Origin of the sequence: Ottowia sp. oral taxon 894 (assembly GCF_001262075.1) — a bacterium.
GTDB classification, from domain to species: domain Bacteria; phylum Pseudomonadota; class Gammaproteobacteria; order Burkholderiales; family Burkholderiaceae_C; genus Ottowia; species Ottowia massiliensis.
Map to the genome: position 1 here is coordinate 2,267,323 of NZ_CP012073.1, position 13,623 is coordinate 2,280,945.

The window sequence follows — 13,623 nt, forward strand, 5'->3', positions numbered from 1 at the left end:
TTGCAGAAAAATAGGGAAAATTATAGCCAGCGCGAAGTAATTATTTCTTGTCGCAGACGGCGCTGAATTTGCGGGGCCAGATAATCTCGTCGCCAGCATTTTTGACCACGGTTTGGCCGCAAACCCTGTCTTGCCGGACAATCCATTGGCCGCGTGCGTCAATGAATCCAGGTAATTCCGTTTTGCTCTGAATGACTTTGGCCCACGGGCGGTTTTCAAATGGAGAAACTTCCGTGAATTGCGCGGCAATGGCCCAGTCGCCGCGCTCATTCAAATAGCCGGCCAGCCCATTTTGCTTGGCTCCAGCCAGGCCGTTAGCTTCAAAATCGTCCGCTTCATCAAAGTGAACGGGAATAACCCAGCGGCCAAAGGCATTCACATAGCCCCATTTCCCGTTTTGCTGGGCGCGCGCCAGTCCGTTGGCTGCGAAGGGGCGGGCTTGTTCAAACTGTGCAGGCACGGCCCAGTTGCCCCGTTGGTCAAGAAAACCATGTTTGCCGCCCTGGCTGGCGGGAGCCAGTCCGTTGGCGGCAAAGTCGCCCGCGCTGTCGAATTTGGCGGGAATGGCCCAGGCGCCGCTGGCGTTGATATAGCCCCATTGATCAGGGGCTTGGCCGGAGCTGGCTGCGGCCAGGCCATTAGGGGCGAAAGGGCGCGCCCTGGCAAAACGCGCGGCAATTTTCCATTGGCCCTGGGCATCCAGAAAACCAGATAAACCGTCTTGCCGCGCAATGGCCAGCTGATTGGCGCCGAATGAGCCAGCCTGCGCAAAAGTCATTTTGAATGCCTTTTGGCCTTTTTCATTGATGTAGATATCACGCTTGTCTTTGCGGACGACGGCCAGATGATTTTCAGAAAACGGCGCGGCGGCATCGTATTGCGGCTTGATTTTCCATTTTCCGTGGGTATCAATATAGCCATATTTGCCGTTATGGCGGGCCGGAGCCAGCCCGTTGCGTGAAAAGGGGTGGCGTTCGTCGTCATTTTGGGGGCGGGCGGGCGGAGAGATGGCCCAGCTTTGGCTGGCGGGGTCGTAATAGCCGTTTTGCACGGGTATCCAGGCCAGCCAGGCAGGAGGGGCGTCGTTGGCTTGGGCAGCGGCTTTTTCGGCGGTCCAGACTGGGGCGGAGGCGGTCAGGCAGAGCAACAGGGCGAAGAGGCGGAATTTCATGGCGGACGGATTCAGTGAGCGGAAGCGGCCAGGCAGGCGTCGAGCACAGCCTGCCCGTATCGCTCCAGTTTGGTGGCGCCGATGCCGCTGACGCCTTGCAGGTCTTGCAGCGCTTGCGGGGCGCGGGCGGCGATGGCGGCCAGGGTGGCGTCGTGAAAGATGACGTAGGCGGGCAGGTTGTGCTCGCGGGCGGTTTCGGCGCGCCAGGCCTTGAGAGCGGCAAAGCGCGCCTGGGCAGCGGCGTCCAGCTCGGCAGCGGCGGGCGCGGGCGCTTTGTGAGCGGGCGCCTGGCGCTTGCGGGTTTCTTTTTTGGCGCTGGCGGCGGCCCGCAAATGCACGGGCTGCTCGCCGCGCAGGATGGGGCGGGCAGGCTCCAGCAGGCGCAAGGTGTTGTAGGAAGCGGCGTCTACTTGCAGCGCGCCCAGGGCGATGAGCTGGCGCAGCACGCTGCGCAGCTGCGCTTCGCTGTATTCGCTGCCGATGCCGAAAGTGGAGATTTGCTGATGGCCGAATTGCGCGACCTTGTCTGTCTGCTTGCCGCGCAGGATGTCCATGATGTGCCCCGCGCCAAAGCTGATGCCGCTCATCTGCTGCACGCGGTAGATGGTGGACAGCAGCTTGCGGGCGCAGTCGGTGGCGTCCCACACCTGGGGCGGATTCAGGCAGTTGTCGCAGTTGCCGCACCAGTGGTCAAAATGGCCGTTTGTCCTAGTGGAATCTGCGCCGGCAGCTATTTTTTTGGTAGTGCTACGGGGCCTGGGCGCCATTTCCTCGCCAAAGTAGGCCAGCAGGCGGGCGCGGCGGCAGTCGGTAGCTTCGGCCAGGGCCAGCAGGGCATCGAGCTTGCCGCGCATCACCTGCCGGAAGCTTTCTTCGGCCGGGCTTTCATCAATCATGCGGCGCTGGTTCACCACGTCTTGCAGGCCGTAGGCCATCCAGGCGTCGGCGGGTTCGCCGTCACGGCCGGCGCGGCCCGTTTCCTGGTAGTAGCCCTCGATGTTTTTGGGCATGTCTATATGGGCGACAAAGCGCACGTCCGGTTTGTCAATGCCCATGCCAAAGGCGATGGTGGCGCACATGACGATGCCGTCTTCGCGCAAAAAGCGGCTTTGGTTGTGCTGGCGCTCGGCGGCGGGCAGGCCGGCGTGGTAGGGCAGGGCGGTGATGCCGTGGGCGTTCAGCGTGGCGGCCATGTCTTCCACGCGCTTGCGTGACTGGCAATACACCACGCCCGCTTCGCCCGCGTGTTCGCGTTCGATGAATTGCAGCAGCTGCCGTGCGGGGTCTTTTTTCTCGACGATGGTGTAGCGGATGTTGGGCCGGTCAAAGCTGCTCACGAACTGCCGCGCGCCTTGCAGCCGCAGCCGCTCGATGATGTCGGCGCGCGTGAGCGCGTCAGCCGTGGCGGTGAGGGCAATGCGCGGCACGCCGGGCCAGCGTTCGTGCAGCAGCGTCAGCGCCCGGTATTCGGGGCGGAAGTCGTGCCCCCACTGGCTCACGCAGTGCGCTTCGTCGATGGCGAAAAGGCCCAGCTGCCCGCGCGCGTGCAGCGCATCCAGCAGCTCCAGAAAGCGCGGCGTGGTCACGCGCTCGGGCGCGGCGTAAAGCAGCGTGATGTGCCCCGCCAGCAGCTGCCGCTCCACGGCCTGGGTCTCGCGCCAGTCTTGCGTGGAATTGAGGAAGCTGGCGGCCACGCCCGCTTCGTGCAGCGCGTCCACCTGGTCTTGCATGAGGGCGATGAGCGGCGAGATGACCAGCGTGACGCCGCGCCCGGCCCGCTGGCGGGCGATGGCCGGAATCTGGTAGCACAGCGATTTGCCGCCGCCCGTGGGCATGAGCACCAGCGCGTCGCCGCCGCCCGTGACGTGTTCGATGATGTCCTGCTGCTGCCCCCGGAAGCTGGCGTAGCCGAAGACTTCGCGCAGGATGTCTGCCGGGGCCTGAACTGCGGGCATGGTGAGTGAAAAGTGTGCAGGGATGGCGGTTGGCGGCCAGTCAGTCGCGCGTGACGCGCAGCACTTCTTCGCGGCTGGTCACGCCCTGCTCCACCAGCCGCGCGCCGTCGTCGCGCATCAGGGTCATGCCGCCAGACAGGGCCTGGGCGCGGATGTCCGCCTCGGGCGCCTGACCGTGAATCTGGGCGCGAATGGCGTCATCCACGGTCAGCAGCTCGAACACGCCGATGCGCCCCTGGTAGCCCGTGCGCCCGCAGGCCTCGCAGCCTTTGCCGTGGCAGGCGGCGCAGTATTTGCGCACCAGCCGCTGCGCCAGCACGCCCAGCAGGGAAGATGACAGCAAAAACGGCTCCACGCCCATATCGGTCAGCCGCGTGATGGCGCTGGGCGCGTCATTGGTGTGCAGCGTGGCCAGCACCAGGTGGCCCGTCAGGCTGGCCTGAATGGCGATCTGCGCCGTTTCCGCATCGCGGATTTCGCCAATCATCACCACGTCCGGGTCTTGCCGCAAGATGGCGCGCAGCGCGCGGGCGAAGGTGAGTTCAATGCGCGGGTTCACCTGCGTCTGCCCCACGCCCGGCAAGTCGTATTCGATGGGGTCTTCCACTGTCATGATGTTGCTGTGCGCCGCATCCAGCCGCGCCAGGCTGGCGTACAGCGTGGTCGTTTTGCCGCTGCCTGTGGGGCCGGTCACCAAAATGATGCCGTGCGGCTGGTGTATGAGCTGCTCAAAGCGTTGCAGCACGCCGCCTTGCATGCCCACGGCTTCCAGCGTGAGGCGGCTTTCAGACTTGTCCAGCAGGCGCAGCACCGCCCGCTCGCCATGCGCGCCGGGCAGGGTCGATACGCGCACGTCGATGGCCCGCGTGCCCAGCCGCAGGCTGATGCGGCCGTCTTGCGGCAGGCGCTTTTCGGCAATGTCCAGCTCGGCCATGATCTTCAGGCGGCTGATGAGCGCGGCGTGCAGCGCGCGGTTGGGCTGCACCACCTCGCGCAGCGTGCCGTCCACACGAAAGCGCACGCTGGAGTGGCGCTCGTAAGGCTCAATGTGAATGTCGCTCGCGCCATCGCGCGCGGCCTGCGTGAGCAGCGCGTTGAGCATGCGGATGATGGGCGCGTCGTCCGCCGCCTCCAGCAAGTCTTCCACGGCAGGCAGCTCCTGCATGATGCGCGAGAGGTCCACGTCAGACTGCACTTCGCTGACCACGGCGGCGGCGCTGGATTCGCCCTGCGCGTAGGCGTTGCTGATGCGCTGGGCCAGCGTGGCCTCGTCCTGCACTTGCAGCGTCAAGGGCCGCTCGCCCTGGCCGTGGCAGCGCAGCGCCTCGCCCAGGCTGGCGCGGTCGCTGCGCGGGCTGGCCCACAAGGTGAGCGTCTGGCCGTCGTCTTCCAGCAGCAACAGGGCCGCGCGCGCGAAGGCGTAGGGCAGGGGATAGCGCATCAATCCCCCATGTAGTTGGCTTCGCCGGAAGCGGGCATGCGGAAAGAAGAGCGCTTTTCCTGCCGCGCCATGCCGGGGGCGGGGGCCGCGCTGCCGTGGTTCAGGGGAGCGGGCGGCGCTTCGTTTTTCCACTCATCCTTGTAAAGAGGCTGGGCGGGCGGCATGACGGGCGCGATATTGACCTTGAGCACGCTGCTCGGATCGGGCTGGTTGTCCTGCTGTGCGGCGCGCATCATGTCGTAGCGGCTCACGGAATACTGCTCGGTCGAAGGCGCGTCGCGCACCACCACGGGGCGCAGAAACACCATCAGGTTGGTTTTCACGTAGCCGCGCTCGCGGCTTCTGAACAGATTGCCCACCACGGGCACGTCGCCCAGCACGGGCACCTTGCTTTCCTTTTCGGCGTAGTTGTCTTCCAGCAGGCCGCCCAGCACCACGATGGAGCCGTCTTCCACCAGCACGCTGGATTCAATGGCGCGCTTGTTGGTCGTGGGGCCTTGCGCGGCATTCTGTGTTTCCTTCACCACGCTGGAGGTTTCCTGGTAGATCACCATCTTCACGGTGCCGTTTTCGCTGATTTGCGGGCGCACGCGCAAAGTCAGGCCCACGTCCTGGCGGTCATAGGTCTGGAAGGGGTTGAGCGCGGCGTTGGAGCCGCCCGTGTTGGTGTAGCTGCCCGTCACGAAAGGCACGTTCTGGCCCACGATGATCTTGGCTTCCTCGTTGTCCAGCGTGAGCAGCGTGGGCGTGGACAGCACATTGCCCGTGCCCGTGGCTTGCAGGAAGTTGGCCAGCGCGCCCAGCGTGAACAGGCCATTGACGCGGTGGCCGAAGGCCAGATTCATGCCTTGCGCGGGCATGACCACGTTGCGGTCGGACGACGGCATGCCGTTGCGGAACTGGCTGGCCAGCGAAATGATGTTGGTGCCGCCCGTGTTGTAGTTGGTGCCGATGATGCCCACATTGGCCCCGTCGCGGCGGCCGACCAGCCCTTGCCACTGGATGCCGAATTCGGCCGCCTTGTCAGTGCGCACTTCGGCAATCAGACTTTCCACGAACACCTGCGCGCGGCGCTCGTCCAGCTTGTTGATGACCTCGCGCAGCTCGCGGTACACCGGCCCCGGCGCGCTGATGATGAGCGAGTTGGTGGCCGGATCGGCCTGAATCTGCCCGCCGGTGGACGGCTGGTTGTCGCCTTCGGCGTCGATGCTGGGGCCGGTATTCAGCCCGCTGCCGCTGCTTTGCACGCTGCTGCTGGCGCTGTTGCGGCTGCTGGAGGAGGAACCCGTTGAGGCGGCCGCCGCCGCGCTGGCTGCGCCGCCGGTTGCGCCTTGCTGCTGCCCCGGCAGGGCCGCCAGTGCGGCGCGCAAGGTCACGGCCAGCTTCACCGCATCGGCATTTTTGAGGTGGACGATGTGAATGTTGCCGCTGCTGCCGTCGTCATGCGTGGCCGAGGGCAGGTCCAGCTGCTGGATCAGCCCCTTGATCTGCGCCAGTTTGGCCGGGTTGGCCGCGCGCACGATGATGGAATTGCTGCGCGGCTCCGGAATGAGCGTGGTGGGAAAGACGCCGCTGCCCGCGCTGGCCTGCACGGCCATGTTGCCGTTGCCGGGCGCGGCGGGCATGGCGCTGCCGCCCGCCTCGGCCAGGCGCAGCACCAGCGGCGCCAGGTCGGCGGCCACTGCGTGCTTGAGCGGCACCACCTCCACGCCCGTGGCGTTGGAGATGTCCAGCGCGGCGATGATGCGGCCCATGCGTTGCAGGTTGTCGCTGTAGTCGGTGATGACCAGCGCGTTGCCGCCGGGGCTGACGTTGATGGTGTTGTTGGGGCTGATCAGCGGGCGCAGCACGGGCACCAGGTTGGCTGCGTTTTCATGCATGAGGCGGAAGATTTGCGTCTGCACCTGCCCGCTGCCGGTGCTCCGCGGCGCCTGCGTCCGCACGCTGCCGCTGCGCAGCTTGGCTTCGGCCTCGGGCAGCACCAGCGACATGCCATCGGTTTCCACCACCGAAAAGCCCTGCGTGCGCAACTGCGCCGCAAACAGGCGCATGGCCTCGGCAGGGGTGACGGCAACGGTGCTGGACAGCGTAATCGTGCCCTTCACGCGCGGGTCCACCACCACATTGCGGCCGCTGAGCGTGGCCATGGCGCGCGCGACGGCCTCGATTTCGGCATTTTCAAAATCCAGCGTCACTTCAGCTTTGGGGTCGCGCCGGGGCGCGCCAGACGCCGCCTTCTGTGCCTTGGGCTGGCTGGCGGCCTTCTGGGCCGCTTTTGGGCTGGCCTTGCCGGACGCCTGCGCCGCCTGCGGCAGGGCCGGCATCGCGCCAAGCGCCAGGCAGGCGGACAGACAGGCGGCCGCCAGCGGCGGGCGGCGAAGGCCTTTGAAAGAGAGAAGCTGGCTCATGCGGATATCGAAAAAGTCTTTTTCTGCTTTGAAAATGATAGCTGCCCGCGCTGATTTCATGAGGACTTGCGGCCCATTTCATGCCGGAAGGAGAAAACATGAAAGGGCGGCGGTCCGGGCGCTTGCGGCCAGAGGGTCAGTCCAGGTTCACCTTCAGGTAGTGCGCTCCGGGCAGGGGGTTGTGATAGTAGGGATCGGTCGGCTCGAAGCCCAGGTCTTCATACAGCGCGCGGGCCGATTCCATGTCGTCCAGCGTGTCAAGCAGCACGCACTGGTAGCCGCGCTGGCGGGCGGCGTCCAGAATGCGCTCCGTCAGCTGCCGCCCCAGGCCAAAGCCCCGGAACATGCGGCGCACATACAAGCGCCTCATTTCGGCGGCGTTGGGCGTATCGGCATCATCCAGCGGGCGCAGGGCGCAGCAGCCGGCCGCCTGCTGGTCCACCAGCGCCAGCAGCAGCGCGCCGCGCGGCGGAGCGTATTCGCCAGGCAGCGTGGCCAGCTCGTGCTCAAAGTTCTGAAAGGACAGGTCGATGCCCGCTTCGGCTGCGTATTCCTCGAACAGCGCGCGCGCCTGGGCCACGCGCTCAGGCGTGTCAGCGGCGATCAGTTCGACGGCGGGAGTGGTCACGGCGGGGCAAGGCGCGAGGGCGAAGGGCGAAGAAGGCGGGCAGTTTAGCGCCCGGCTTTTCTGAACAGGCGCTCAGCCTTCGGACAACAGCTTGCCAATCAGGCGCGACACCTCGTGCAGCTGCGAGCCGACAAAGCGCCGGGCAATGCGCCCTTTGCGGTCCAGCACAAAGGCCGTGGGCGTGGCGCGCACATCGCCCCACTGGCGCGCAAGCGAGCCATCGCGGTCATGCGCTACCGGGTACGGCGGCTGCCTCGTTTGCATGAAGCGATTCAGGCTCTCGGCGCGGTCGTACGACATGGCTACCGCCACGGCCTGCAAGCCATGAGGGCGGTAATGCTGGTAAAGCGCGGCCAGTTGCGGCGCCTCGTTCATGCAATAAGGGCACGAAGTGGCCCAGAAATTCACCAGCGCCACCGAACCCGCGAAGGCGGACGAATAAAACGCCGAGCCATCCAGCAGCGTGAACGTGCTGTAGGGCGCGCGCTGCCGGCTGCAACCGGCCAGCGCGCCAGCGGCCAGCAGGGCGGGCGCGGCCAGGCAAAGCTGGCGGCGCAAAGCGCTGTGCAGCGGGGCGTTCATTCGGCCAGCAGCTTTTCAATTTGCGCGTGCAGCGCGGCAAAGTCCGGCTGGCCCACGTAACGCTTGACGATGTGGCCCTGCTTGTCCAGCAAGAAGGTGGTGGGCGTCAGGCGCACTTCGCCCCAGGCTTTGGCGGCCTGGCCATCATGGTCGTAAGCCACCAGAAAAGGCAGCGCCCGCTGCGCGGCAAAGCGGCTCACGTATTCGGGCTTGTCGTACTGCATGGCCACGGCCAGCGTCTCGTAGCCTTGCGCCTTGAACTTGCCGTAGGTGGCGGCGATTTCAGGCATTTCGGCCACGCAGGTGGTGCAGCTGGTGGCCCAGAAATTCACCAGCGCCACCTTGCCGCGCAGGCTTTCGGTGGAGATGCGCTGGCCATCCAGCAGCAAGAAGCTGCTTTGCGGCGCTGACTCCTGCGTGCAGCCTGCCAGCAGCGCGCAGGCCAGCGCCAGCAGGGATAGAAGGCGCAAGAAGGAAAAACGGAATGCGGACTTGAACATGGCGGGCGATTGTCCTTGAGAAGCCTTTCCCGTTCCATCCGTGCCTGTTTGGGCGGACAGCGCTGGCAAAAAAGGCCTTTCAATTCAAAAAAAAGAGCAAATTCAGGCTGCCAAAAAGGGCCTGTGCCGCAATGAATACGGGGACATCCAGCTATGGATACAAGAGCAGAAACAGCCTTTCCCGGAACGCCTTGACGGCTCAAGGATGCGGATCGCGCGCCAGGCGAAAGCCCCTGTCATCGCCCCGCCACTTGGGCGGGGCATGGTGGCGCACAAGGGCGCGCGCGTAGCCAAAGGCCGGAGCCAGCGCGCTGCCGCCGCGCTGCACCATGCGCAGTCCGCTGAAATAGCGGTTGCGAAAAGAGCAGCTGCTTTCCCAGGCGCTGCCGTCGGCGGGGGCGGCGTCTTCCATGCCGTCCTCCTTGTAACTGTTGTGCCAGCAGTCCTGCACCCATTCAAAGGCGTTGCCGCTCATGTCGCAAGAGCCTGTTTGCCCTCTGGCCGCAAGGGGCGAAAGCGCGGGTCGGGATGGGCTGCAAGGCGCAAACCGCAGACGGGCCTTATGGCCCGGCGAGGATTTGCAACGCCGCAGGACGCCCGAGGCCGCGCTTTCGCGCCTGCGGACGGGGGGCAAACAGGCTCTTAAGCCCCCAGGCGTTGGGCTGCTTTTGTGCTACGGGGTGGATGCGGCGGCCACTGTTATCAGCGTGCCAGGCTACGGCGCCGGGGGGCATCACTGCCGCAGTAGCGAACAGGCTGGCCCGCGCGGCAGGCGTATTCCCATTCGGCTTCCGAGGGCAGGCGCCAGCGGCCACCCTGCGGCCAGGTCTGGTTGAGCCAGCGGATGTAGTCCTGCGCGTCATGCCAGCTGACGTAAACCACGGGGGCCTGGTCGCCGTGGCGGTTGGCCTGCATGAACTCTTCGGTGAGCAGATCGTCACGCCCGGCGGCGCGCAGCCAGGCCTTGAACTGGCCCAGCGTGACGGCGGTTTTGCCAAGCTGGAAGGCTCGCACGCGCACGGCGTGCTGCGGGCCGGATGCGGAACCAAAGGCTTCTTCTTCTGGCTGACAGGCGGGCTGCGCGGGCGGGCGGCCCATGAATTCATCGCGGGCGCGCCGCTGTTTGTCGGCGCTGGCCGGCACGCACGCGCCCATGAGGAAGCTGCCTGCGGGGATGTCCGCCATCTCGATGGCGGGCATCGGCTGGGCCTGGGTGGCGGCCGGGCCGCACAGGGCCAGGGCGCAGAGGATGAAAAAGGCGGGGCGCAAAAGGGCGGTCATGGAAGGATCACGTTCAGGCCGGAGGGCGCGCGGGCTACTCGCCTTCGCCGAACTTGTCTTCGATGAGCGCCAGCAGCGCCTGCATGGCTTCTTGCTCGCGTTCGCCGCTGGTTTGCAAGGTGACGGCCGTGCCCATGCCGGCGGCCAGCATCATCACGCCCATGATGCTTTTGGCGTTCACGCGGCGTTCGCCGCGCTGCATCCACACTTCGCAAGGAAAGCTGCCCGCCAGCTTGGTGAGCTTGGCGCTGGCGCGGGCGTGCAGGCCGAGTTTGTTGATGATGGTGGTCTGTTTTTCGATCATGGCTCGATGCGGATGATGGCTTGCTGGCCGCCTTCGCGCACGCGCGCGGCCAGCTCCAGCAGCGGCTCGGCGCGGTAGGTGATGGCCTTGAGCAGCATGGGCAGGTTGGCTCCGGCCAGCAGGGGCGAGCCGGTTTCGGCGGCCAGGCGGCTGGCCACGTTGCTGGGCGTGGCGCCCAGCACGTCGGTCAGCAGCAGCGCGCGCGCGGCAGCTGGCAGCAGCAGCGCGCGCGCGGCCAGCAAGGCGGCATCGGGGCTGACGTGGGCCTGCACGTCCAGCGCCAGCACGTGGCTGGCGGCATCGGGAAACACGTGCAGGGCGGCATCGCGCAGGGCGCTGGCCAGCGGGGCGTGGGCAATGACAAGCAGATGGGTCATATCAGTGAGATCGAGACCTGCGCGCGGGCGCGAAAAGGCGGGCCGCCTGCGCTCAGCAAGGGTTCCGGAAAAGGGAAAGGCCAGCGCGAGGCCAGGCGGGGCAGCGGTACTGCATGGCACGGGTGGAAGGGCTGAATTTATCCTTTCGGGCGCGGGCGGCGCAGACCCGCCCGCCATGCTTGGCTTCATGCCGGGCCTGGTTTCTTTTGTTCAGCTCCTTTTTCAATAGCATGATGTCCTAGTGGAACCAGCGCAGACCAGCTTCTTGGCGCCCCTGGATTCGCTCCTGTTTTTGAGGGGCTGTACGCAGGCAGACTGAGAGCAGCCCGCTCAAAGCGGCGGCGTGCGGGCCAGCACGGCGGCGCTGACTTGCACGGCGCCCGCCCGCAGCAGGGCTTCGGCGGCGGTGCGCAAGGTGGCGCCGGTGGTCATCACGTCATCGATCAACAGCACATGGCGGCCTTGCAGGGCGGGCCGGCGCGCGGGGTTGGGAACGAAGGCGTTTTGCACGCGGCGCAGGCGCTGGGCGCGGCTGAGGCTGCGCTGGGGCGGCGCGTCGTGAGGGCGCAGCAGGGCGTCGGCCACCACGCGCCGCGCGCCCAGGGCGCGGGCCAGCAGCAAGGCAGGGTTGTAGCCGCGCGCGGCCAGGCGCTGGCGCGAGGCGGGCACGGGCACGGCGGCATCGGCTTCGGCCACGGCCTGCGCCACGCCGGGCGTTTGCAGCAGCATGGCAGCCAGCGGGGCGGCCAGGCCGGTTTGCTGATGGAATTTGAACTGGGCCAGCAGCCCGTCCCAGGGCCAGCCATAGGAAAGCGCGGCGAAGGTGCGGCTCATGGGCGGGGGCCTGAGCAAACACTCGCCGCACTGCGCCGCGCTGCCCGCCAGCGGCGCGGCGCAGGTAAGGCAACGCGGCTCGGGGCGGACGAAGCAGGCCAGGCACCCGGCGCAAATGGGCGGCGCGGGCCAGGCGCGGCAGATATGGCACTGGCTGGGCAGCAGGCAGGCAAGCAGGGCCATGCGGCGAAAAAGGGAGCAGGAAACGGAAGAAGTGGAAGAAGCGGAAGAAGGCCGCGCAGCGCCTGCGGATGGTCCGGCGGCAGGGCGCGCAAGCGCCGCGCCATCAATATACTGCCCGCCCCAGCGCCGCAGGCGGGGTGGCGAAGGGGTTTTTCTGCTCCTTGATTCATAGCAAGACATCCCCGTATTCATTGCGACGAAAGCCTTTTCAGGCCCTGTGAATTCGCTCCTGTTTTTGATGCCAAGCCGCATCCGCCCCGCGCGCCGGGGCTTTTGTCATGACCGCCGCTTCCTCGCCTTCTTCCCCCCCTTCCCTGGACGCACGGGCCGCCGCCCGGCTGGCCGCGCTGCCCGGCCCCGCGCCCTGGCTGCATGAAGAAGTGGCGCGCCGCATGGCCGAGCGCCTGCCGTGGATCACCCTGCCCGTCAAACGCTGGGCGCACTGGTCGCCACGCCACGGCGGCATGCAAGGGCACGCGCTGGTGGCGGCGCACTTCGCCCAGGCCGAATGCGTGGGCGTGCCTGCGGGCGAGGGCCATGCGGGCGGCGCGCCCCTGCCCTGGTGGCGGCCCGCCCGCTGGGCGCGTCCGGCCTTGCGCACCGTGGCGCAGCCCGAAGCGGGCAGCGTGCAAATGGTGTGGGCCAACATGCTGCTGCACCGCGTGGCCGAGCCGCAGGCGCTGATGCGCCAGTGGCTGCAAGCGCTGGCCGTGGATGGCTTTGTGATGTTTTCCTGCCTGGGGCCGGACACGCTGCGCGGCCTGCGCGCGCTGTATGCGCGCCTGGGCTGGCCCGCGCCCGCGCACGAATTCACCGACATGCACGACTGGGGCGACATGCTGATGCAGGCCGGCTTTGCCGAGCCGGTCATGTTCATGGAGCACGTGACCCTCACTTTTGAAACGCCGCAGCGCGCCTTGCAGGAGCTGCGCGCGCTGGGGCGCAATTTGAGCCGCAGCCGCTTTGCCGCCCTGCGCGGCCGCCGCTGGCACGCGCGCCTGCTGGCCGAGATGGAAAGCCTGCGCGGAAACAGTGCGGAAAGCGGCGCGGAAAGCAGCTCCATCCCCTTGGAATTCGAGCTGATTTACGGCCACGCGCTCAAGCCCGCGCCGCGCGCGACCGTGTCGGCTGAAACCGTGATCGGCCTGGACGCCATGCGCCAGGCCCTGCGCCAGCCGCGCCCGCACAGCCTGCCGCCCGAAAGCCGCGCTGAGTGAATGAAAGCCGCCTGCCATGCCTGACCGCTTCCCTGCCGCCTTTTCTGCCGCCTTTTCTGCCGCTTTCCCTGCCGCCTTTTCTGCCGCCTTTTCTGCCGCTTTCCCTGCCGTCTTTTCCGCCGCCTTGCTGACGGCCTGCGCCCTGGCGCTGCCCGCCTGCTCGCCGCAAGACGCCGCCCGCCCCGCCCTGCGCGGCCAGGCGCTGCATGACGCGCCCTATGCCCGCGACTTTCACCTGATCGACGCCGATGGCCAGCCGCGCAGCCTGGCCGATTTCAAAGGCAAAGTCGTGGTGGTTTTCTTCGGCTACACCCAGTGCCCCGACGTGTGCCCCACCACGCTGCTGGAGCTGGCGCAGGCGCGCCAGAAACTGGGCGCCGAAGCCGGCCGGCTGCAAGGCATCTTCATCACGCTGGACCCCGCGCGCGACACGCCCGAAGTGCTCAAAGCCTACGTGGCCAGTTTTGACGAAAGCTTCATCGCCCTGACCCCGCGCAGCCCCCAGGAGCTGGCCGCGCTGGCGCGCGAATTCAAGATTTTTTACCGCCAGACGCCCGGCCCCATTGAAAACAGCTACACGCTCGATCACACCGCCGCCAGCTACATGTATGACCCGCAAGGCCGCCTGCGCCTGTATCAAACCTACGGCATCGGCGCTGACGCCATGGCGGCCAACGCGCGCGCGCTGCTGCACGAAAAAAGCGCGGATTGAGAGCCTGTGCAAGGTCTGCCCCGGCAAGCT

14 protein-coding genes are annotated in these 13,623 nt (G+C 66.7%); 2 read left to right on the plus strand and 12 right to left on the minus strand.

The window, feature by feature from the left end:
• Positions 1-40: 40 nt before the first annotated feature.
• From ADJ79_RS09940 to ADJ79_RS09995, 12 genes are all read right to left on the minus strand, one after another.
• On the minus strand, positions 41-1,171 hold the full coding sequence (locus ADJ79_RS09940; RefSeq protein ID WP_050715824.1) for a WG repeat-containing protein: 1,131 nt from the start codon (positions 1,169-1,171) through the stop codon (positions 41-43).
• A gap of 11 nt (positions 1,172-1,182) precedes the next feature.
• Positions 1,183-3,126 (minus strand): RecQ family ATP-dependent DNA helicase, encoded by a 1,944-nt coding sequence (locus ADJ79_RS09945; protein ID WP_050715825.1) that lies wholly within the window; start codon positions 3,124-3,126, stop codon positions 1,183-1,185.
• 40 nt (positions 3,127-3,166) lie between these two features.
• Entirely contained in the window at positions 3,167-4,567 is a 1,401-nt protein-coding gene (locus ADJ79_RS09950) for a GspE/PulE family protein (protein ID WP_050715826.1), read from the minus strand.
• A complete protein-coding gene (gspD, locus tag ADJ79_RS09955) occupies positions 4,567-6,975 on the minus strand; it encodes a type II secretion system secretin GspD (protein WP_253273811.1) in 2,409 nt (802 codons plus the stop codon). The genes ADJ79_RS09950 and gspD overlap by 1 nt, the downstream gene beginning before the upstream one ends.
• A gap of 136 nt (positions 6,976-7,111) precedes the next feature.
• Positions 7,112-7,582, minus strand: a complete 471-nt coding sequence (locus tag ADJ79_RS09960; RefSeq protein ID WP_371256952.1) for a GNAT family N-acetyltransferase — start codon at positions 7,580-7,582, stop codon at positions 7,112-7,114.
• Between the two features lie 93 nt (positions 7,583-7,675).
• Positions 7,676-8,185 (minus strand): TlpA disulfide reductase family protein, encoded by a 510-nt coding sequence (locus ADJ79_RS09965; protein WP_050715829.1) that lies wholly within the window; start codon positions 8,183-8,185, stop codon positions 7,676-7,678.
• A complete protein-coding gene (locus tag ADJ79_RS09970; RefSeq protein ID WP_050715830.1) occupies positions 8,182-8,685 on the minus strand; it encodes a TlpA disulfide reductase family protein in 504 nt (167 codons plus the stop codon). The genes ADJ79_RS09965 and ADJ79_RS09970 overlap by 4 nt, the downstream gene beginning before the upstream one ends.
• 199 nt (positions 8,686-8,884) lie before the next feature.
• A complete protein-coding gene (locus ADJ79_RS15580; RefSeq protein WP_256381492.1) occupies positions 8,885-9,319 on the minus strand; it encodes an SUMF1/EgtB/PvdO family nonheme iron enzyme in 435 nt (144 codons plus the stop codon).
• A 68-nt stretch (positions 9,320-9,387) separates the two neighbouring features.
• Positions 9,388-9,966 (minus strand): formylglycine-generating enzyme family protein, encoded by a 579-nt coding sequence (locus ADJ79_RS09980; RefSeq protein ID WP_050715832.1) that lies wholly within the window; start codon positions 9,964-9,966, stop codon positions 9,388-9,390.
• 34 nt (positions 9,967-10,000) lie between these two features.
• Entirely contained in the window at positions 10,001-10,270 is a 270-nt protein-coding gene (locus ADJ79_RS09985) for an HPr family phosphocarrier protein (protein WP_050715833.1), read from the minus strand.
• Complete coding sequence (locus ADJ79_RS09990; RefSeq protein WP_050715834.1) at positions 10,267-10,647, minus strand: PTS sugar transporter subunit IIA; 381 nt, start codon at positions 10,645-10,647, stop codon at positions 10,267-10,269. The genes ADJ79_RS09985 and ADJ79_RS09990 overlap by 4 nt, the downstream gene beginning before the upstream one ends.
• A gap of 330 nt (positions 10,648-10,977) precedes the next feature.
• Positions 10,978-11,664 (minus strand): ComF family protein, encoded by a 687-nt coding sequence (locus ADJ79_RS09995; RefSeq protein WP_050715835.1) that lies wholly within the window; start codon positions 11,662-11,664, stop codon positions 10,978-10,980.
• Between the two features lie 278 nt (positions 11,665-11,942).
• On the opposite strand from ADJ79_RS09995, the gene ADJ79_RS10000 reads away from it, so the two are divergent.
• A complete protein-coding gene (locus tag ADJ79_RS10000) occupies positions 11,943-12,881 on the plus strand; it encodes a hypothetical protein (protein ID WP_050715836.1) in 939 nt (312 codons plus the stop codon).
• Positions 12,882-12,897: 16 nt separating this feature from the next.
• Positions 12,898-13,593: an SCO family protein gene (locus tag ADJ79_RS10005; protein ID WP_082203249.1), complete on the plus strand. Its 696-nt coding sequence runs from the start codon at positions 12,898-12,900 to the stop codon at positions 13,591-13,593.
• Positions 13,594-13,623 lie beyond the last annotated feature (30 nt).

Bases quoted from the DNA above. Each gene is read 5' to 3' on its own strand.
- ADJ79_RS09940 (WP_050715824.1), bottom strand. From the start codon at position 1,171: ATGAAATTCCGCCTCTTCGCCCTGTTGCTCTGCCTGACCGCCTCCGCC.
- ADJ79_RS09945 (WP_050715825.1), bottom strand. From the start codon at position 3,126: ATGCCCGCAGTTCAGGCCCCGGCAGACATCCTGCGCGAAGTCTTCGGC.
- ADJ79_RS09950 (WP_050715826.1), bottom strand. From the start codon at position 4,567: ATGCGCTATCCCCTGCCCTACGCCTTCGCGCGCGCGGCCCTGTTGCTG.
- gspD (WP_253273811.1), bottom strand. From the start codon at position 6,975: ATGAGCCAGCTTCTCTCTTTCAAAGGCCTTCGCCGCCCGCCGCTGGCG.
- ADJ79_RS09965 (WP_050715829.1), bottom strand. From the start codon at position 8,185: ATGAACGCCCCGCTGCACAGCGCTTTGCGCCGCCAGCTTTGCCTGGCC.
- ADJ79_RS09970 (WP_050715830.1), bottom strand. From the start codon at position 8,685: ATGTTCAAGTCCGCATTCCGTTTTTCCTTCTTGCGCCTTCTATCCCTG.
- ADJ79_RS09980 (WP_050715832.1), bottom strand. From the start codon at position 9,966: ATGACCGCCCTTTTGCGCCCCGCCTTTTTCATCCTCTGCGCCCTGGCC.
- ADJ79_RS09985 (WP_050715833.1), bottom strand. From the start codon at position 10,270: ATGATCGAAAAACAGACCACCATCATCAACAAACTCGGCCTGCACGCC.
- ADJ79_RS09990 (WP_050715834.1), bottom strand. From the start codon at position 10,647: ATGACCCATCTGCTTGTCATTGCCCACGCCCCGCTGGCCAGCGCCCTG.
- ADJ79_RS09995 (WP_050715835.1), bottom strand. From the start codon at position 11,664: ATGGCCCTGCTTGCCTGCCTGCTGCCCAGCCAGTGCCATATCTGCCGC.
- ADJ79_RS10000 (WP_050715836.1), top strand. From the start codon at position 11,943: ATGACCGCCGCTTCCTCGCCTTCTTCCCCCCCTTCCCTGGACGCACGG.
- ADJ79_RS10005 (WP_082203249.1), top strand. From the start codon at position 12,898: ATGCCTGACCGCTTCCCTGCCGCCTTTTCTGCCGCCTTTTCTGCCGCT.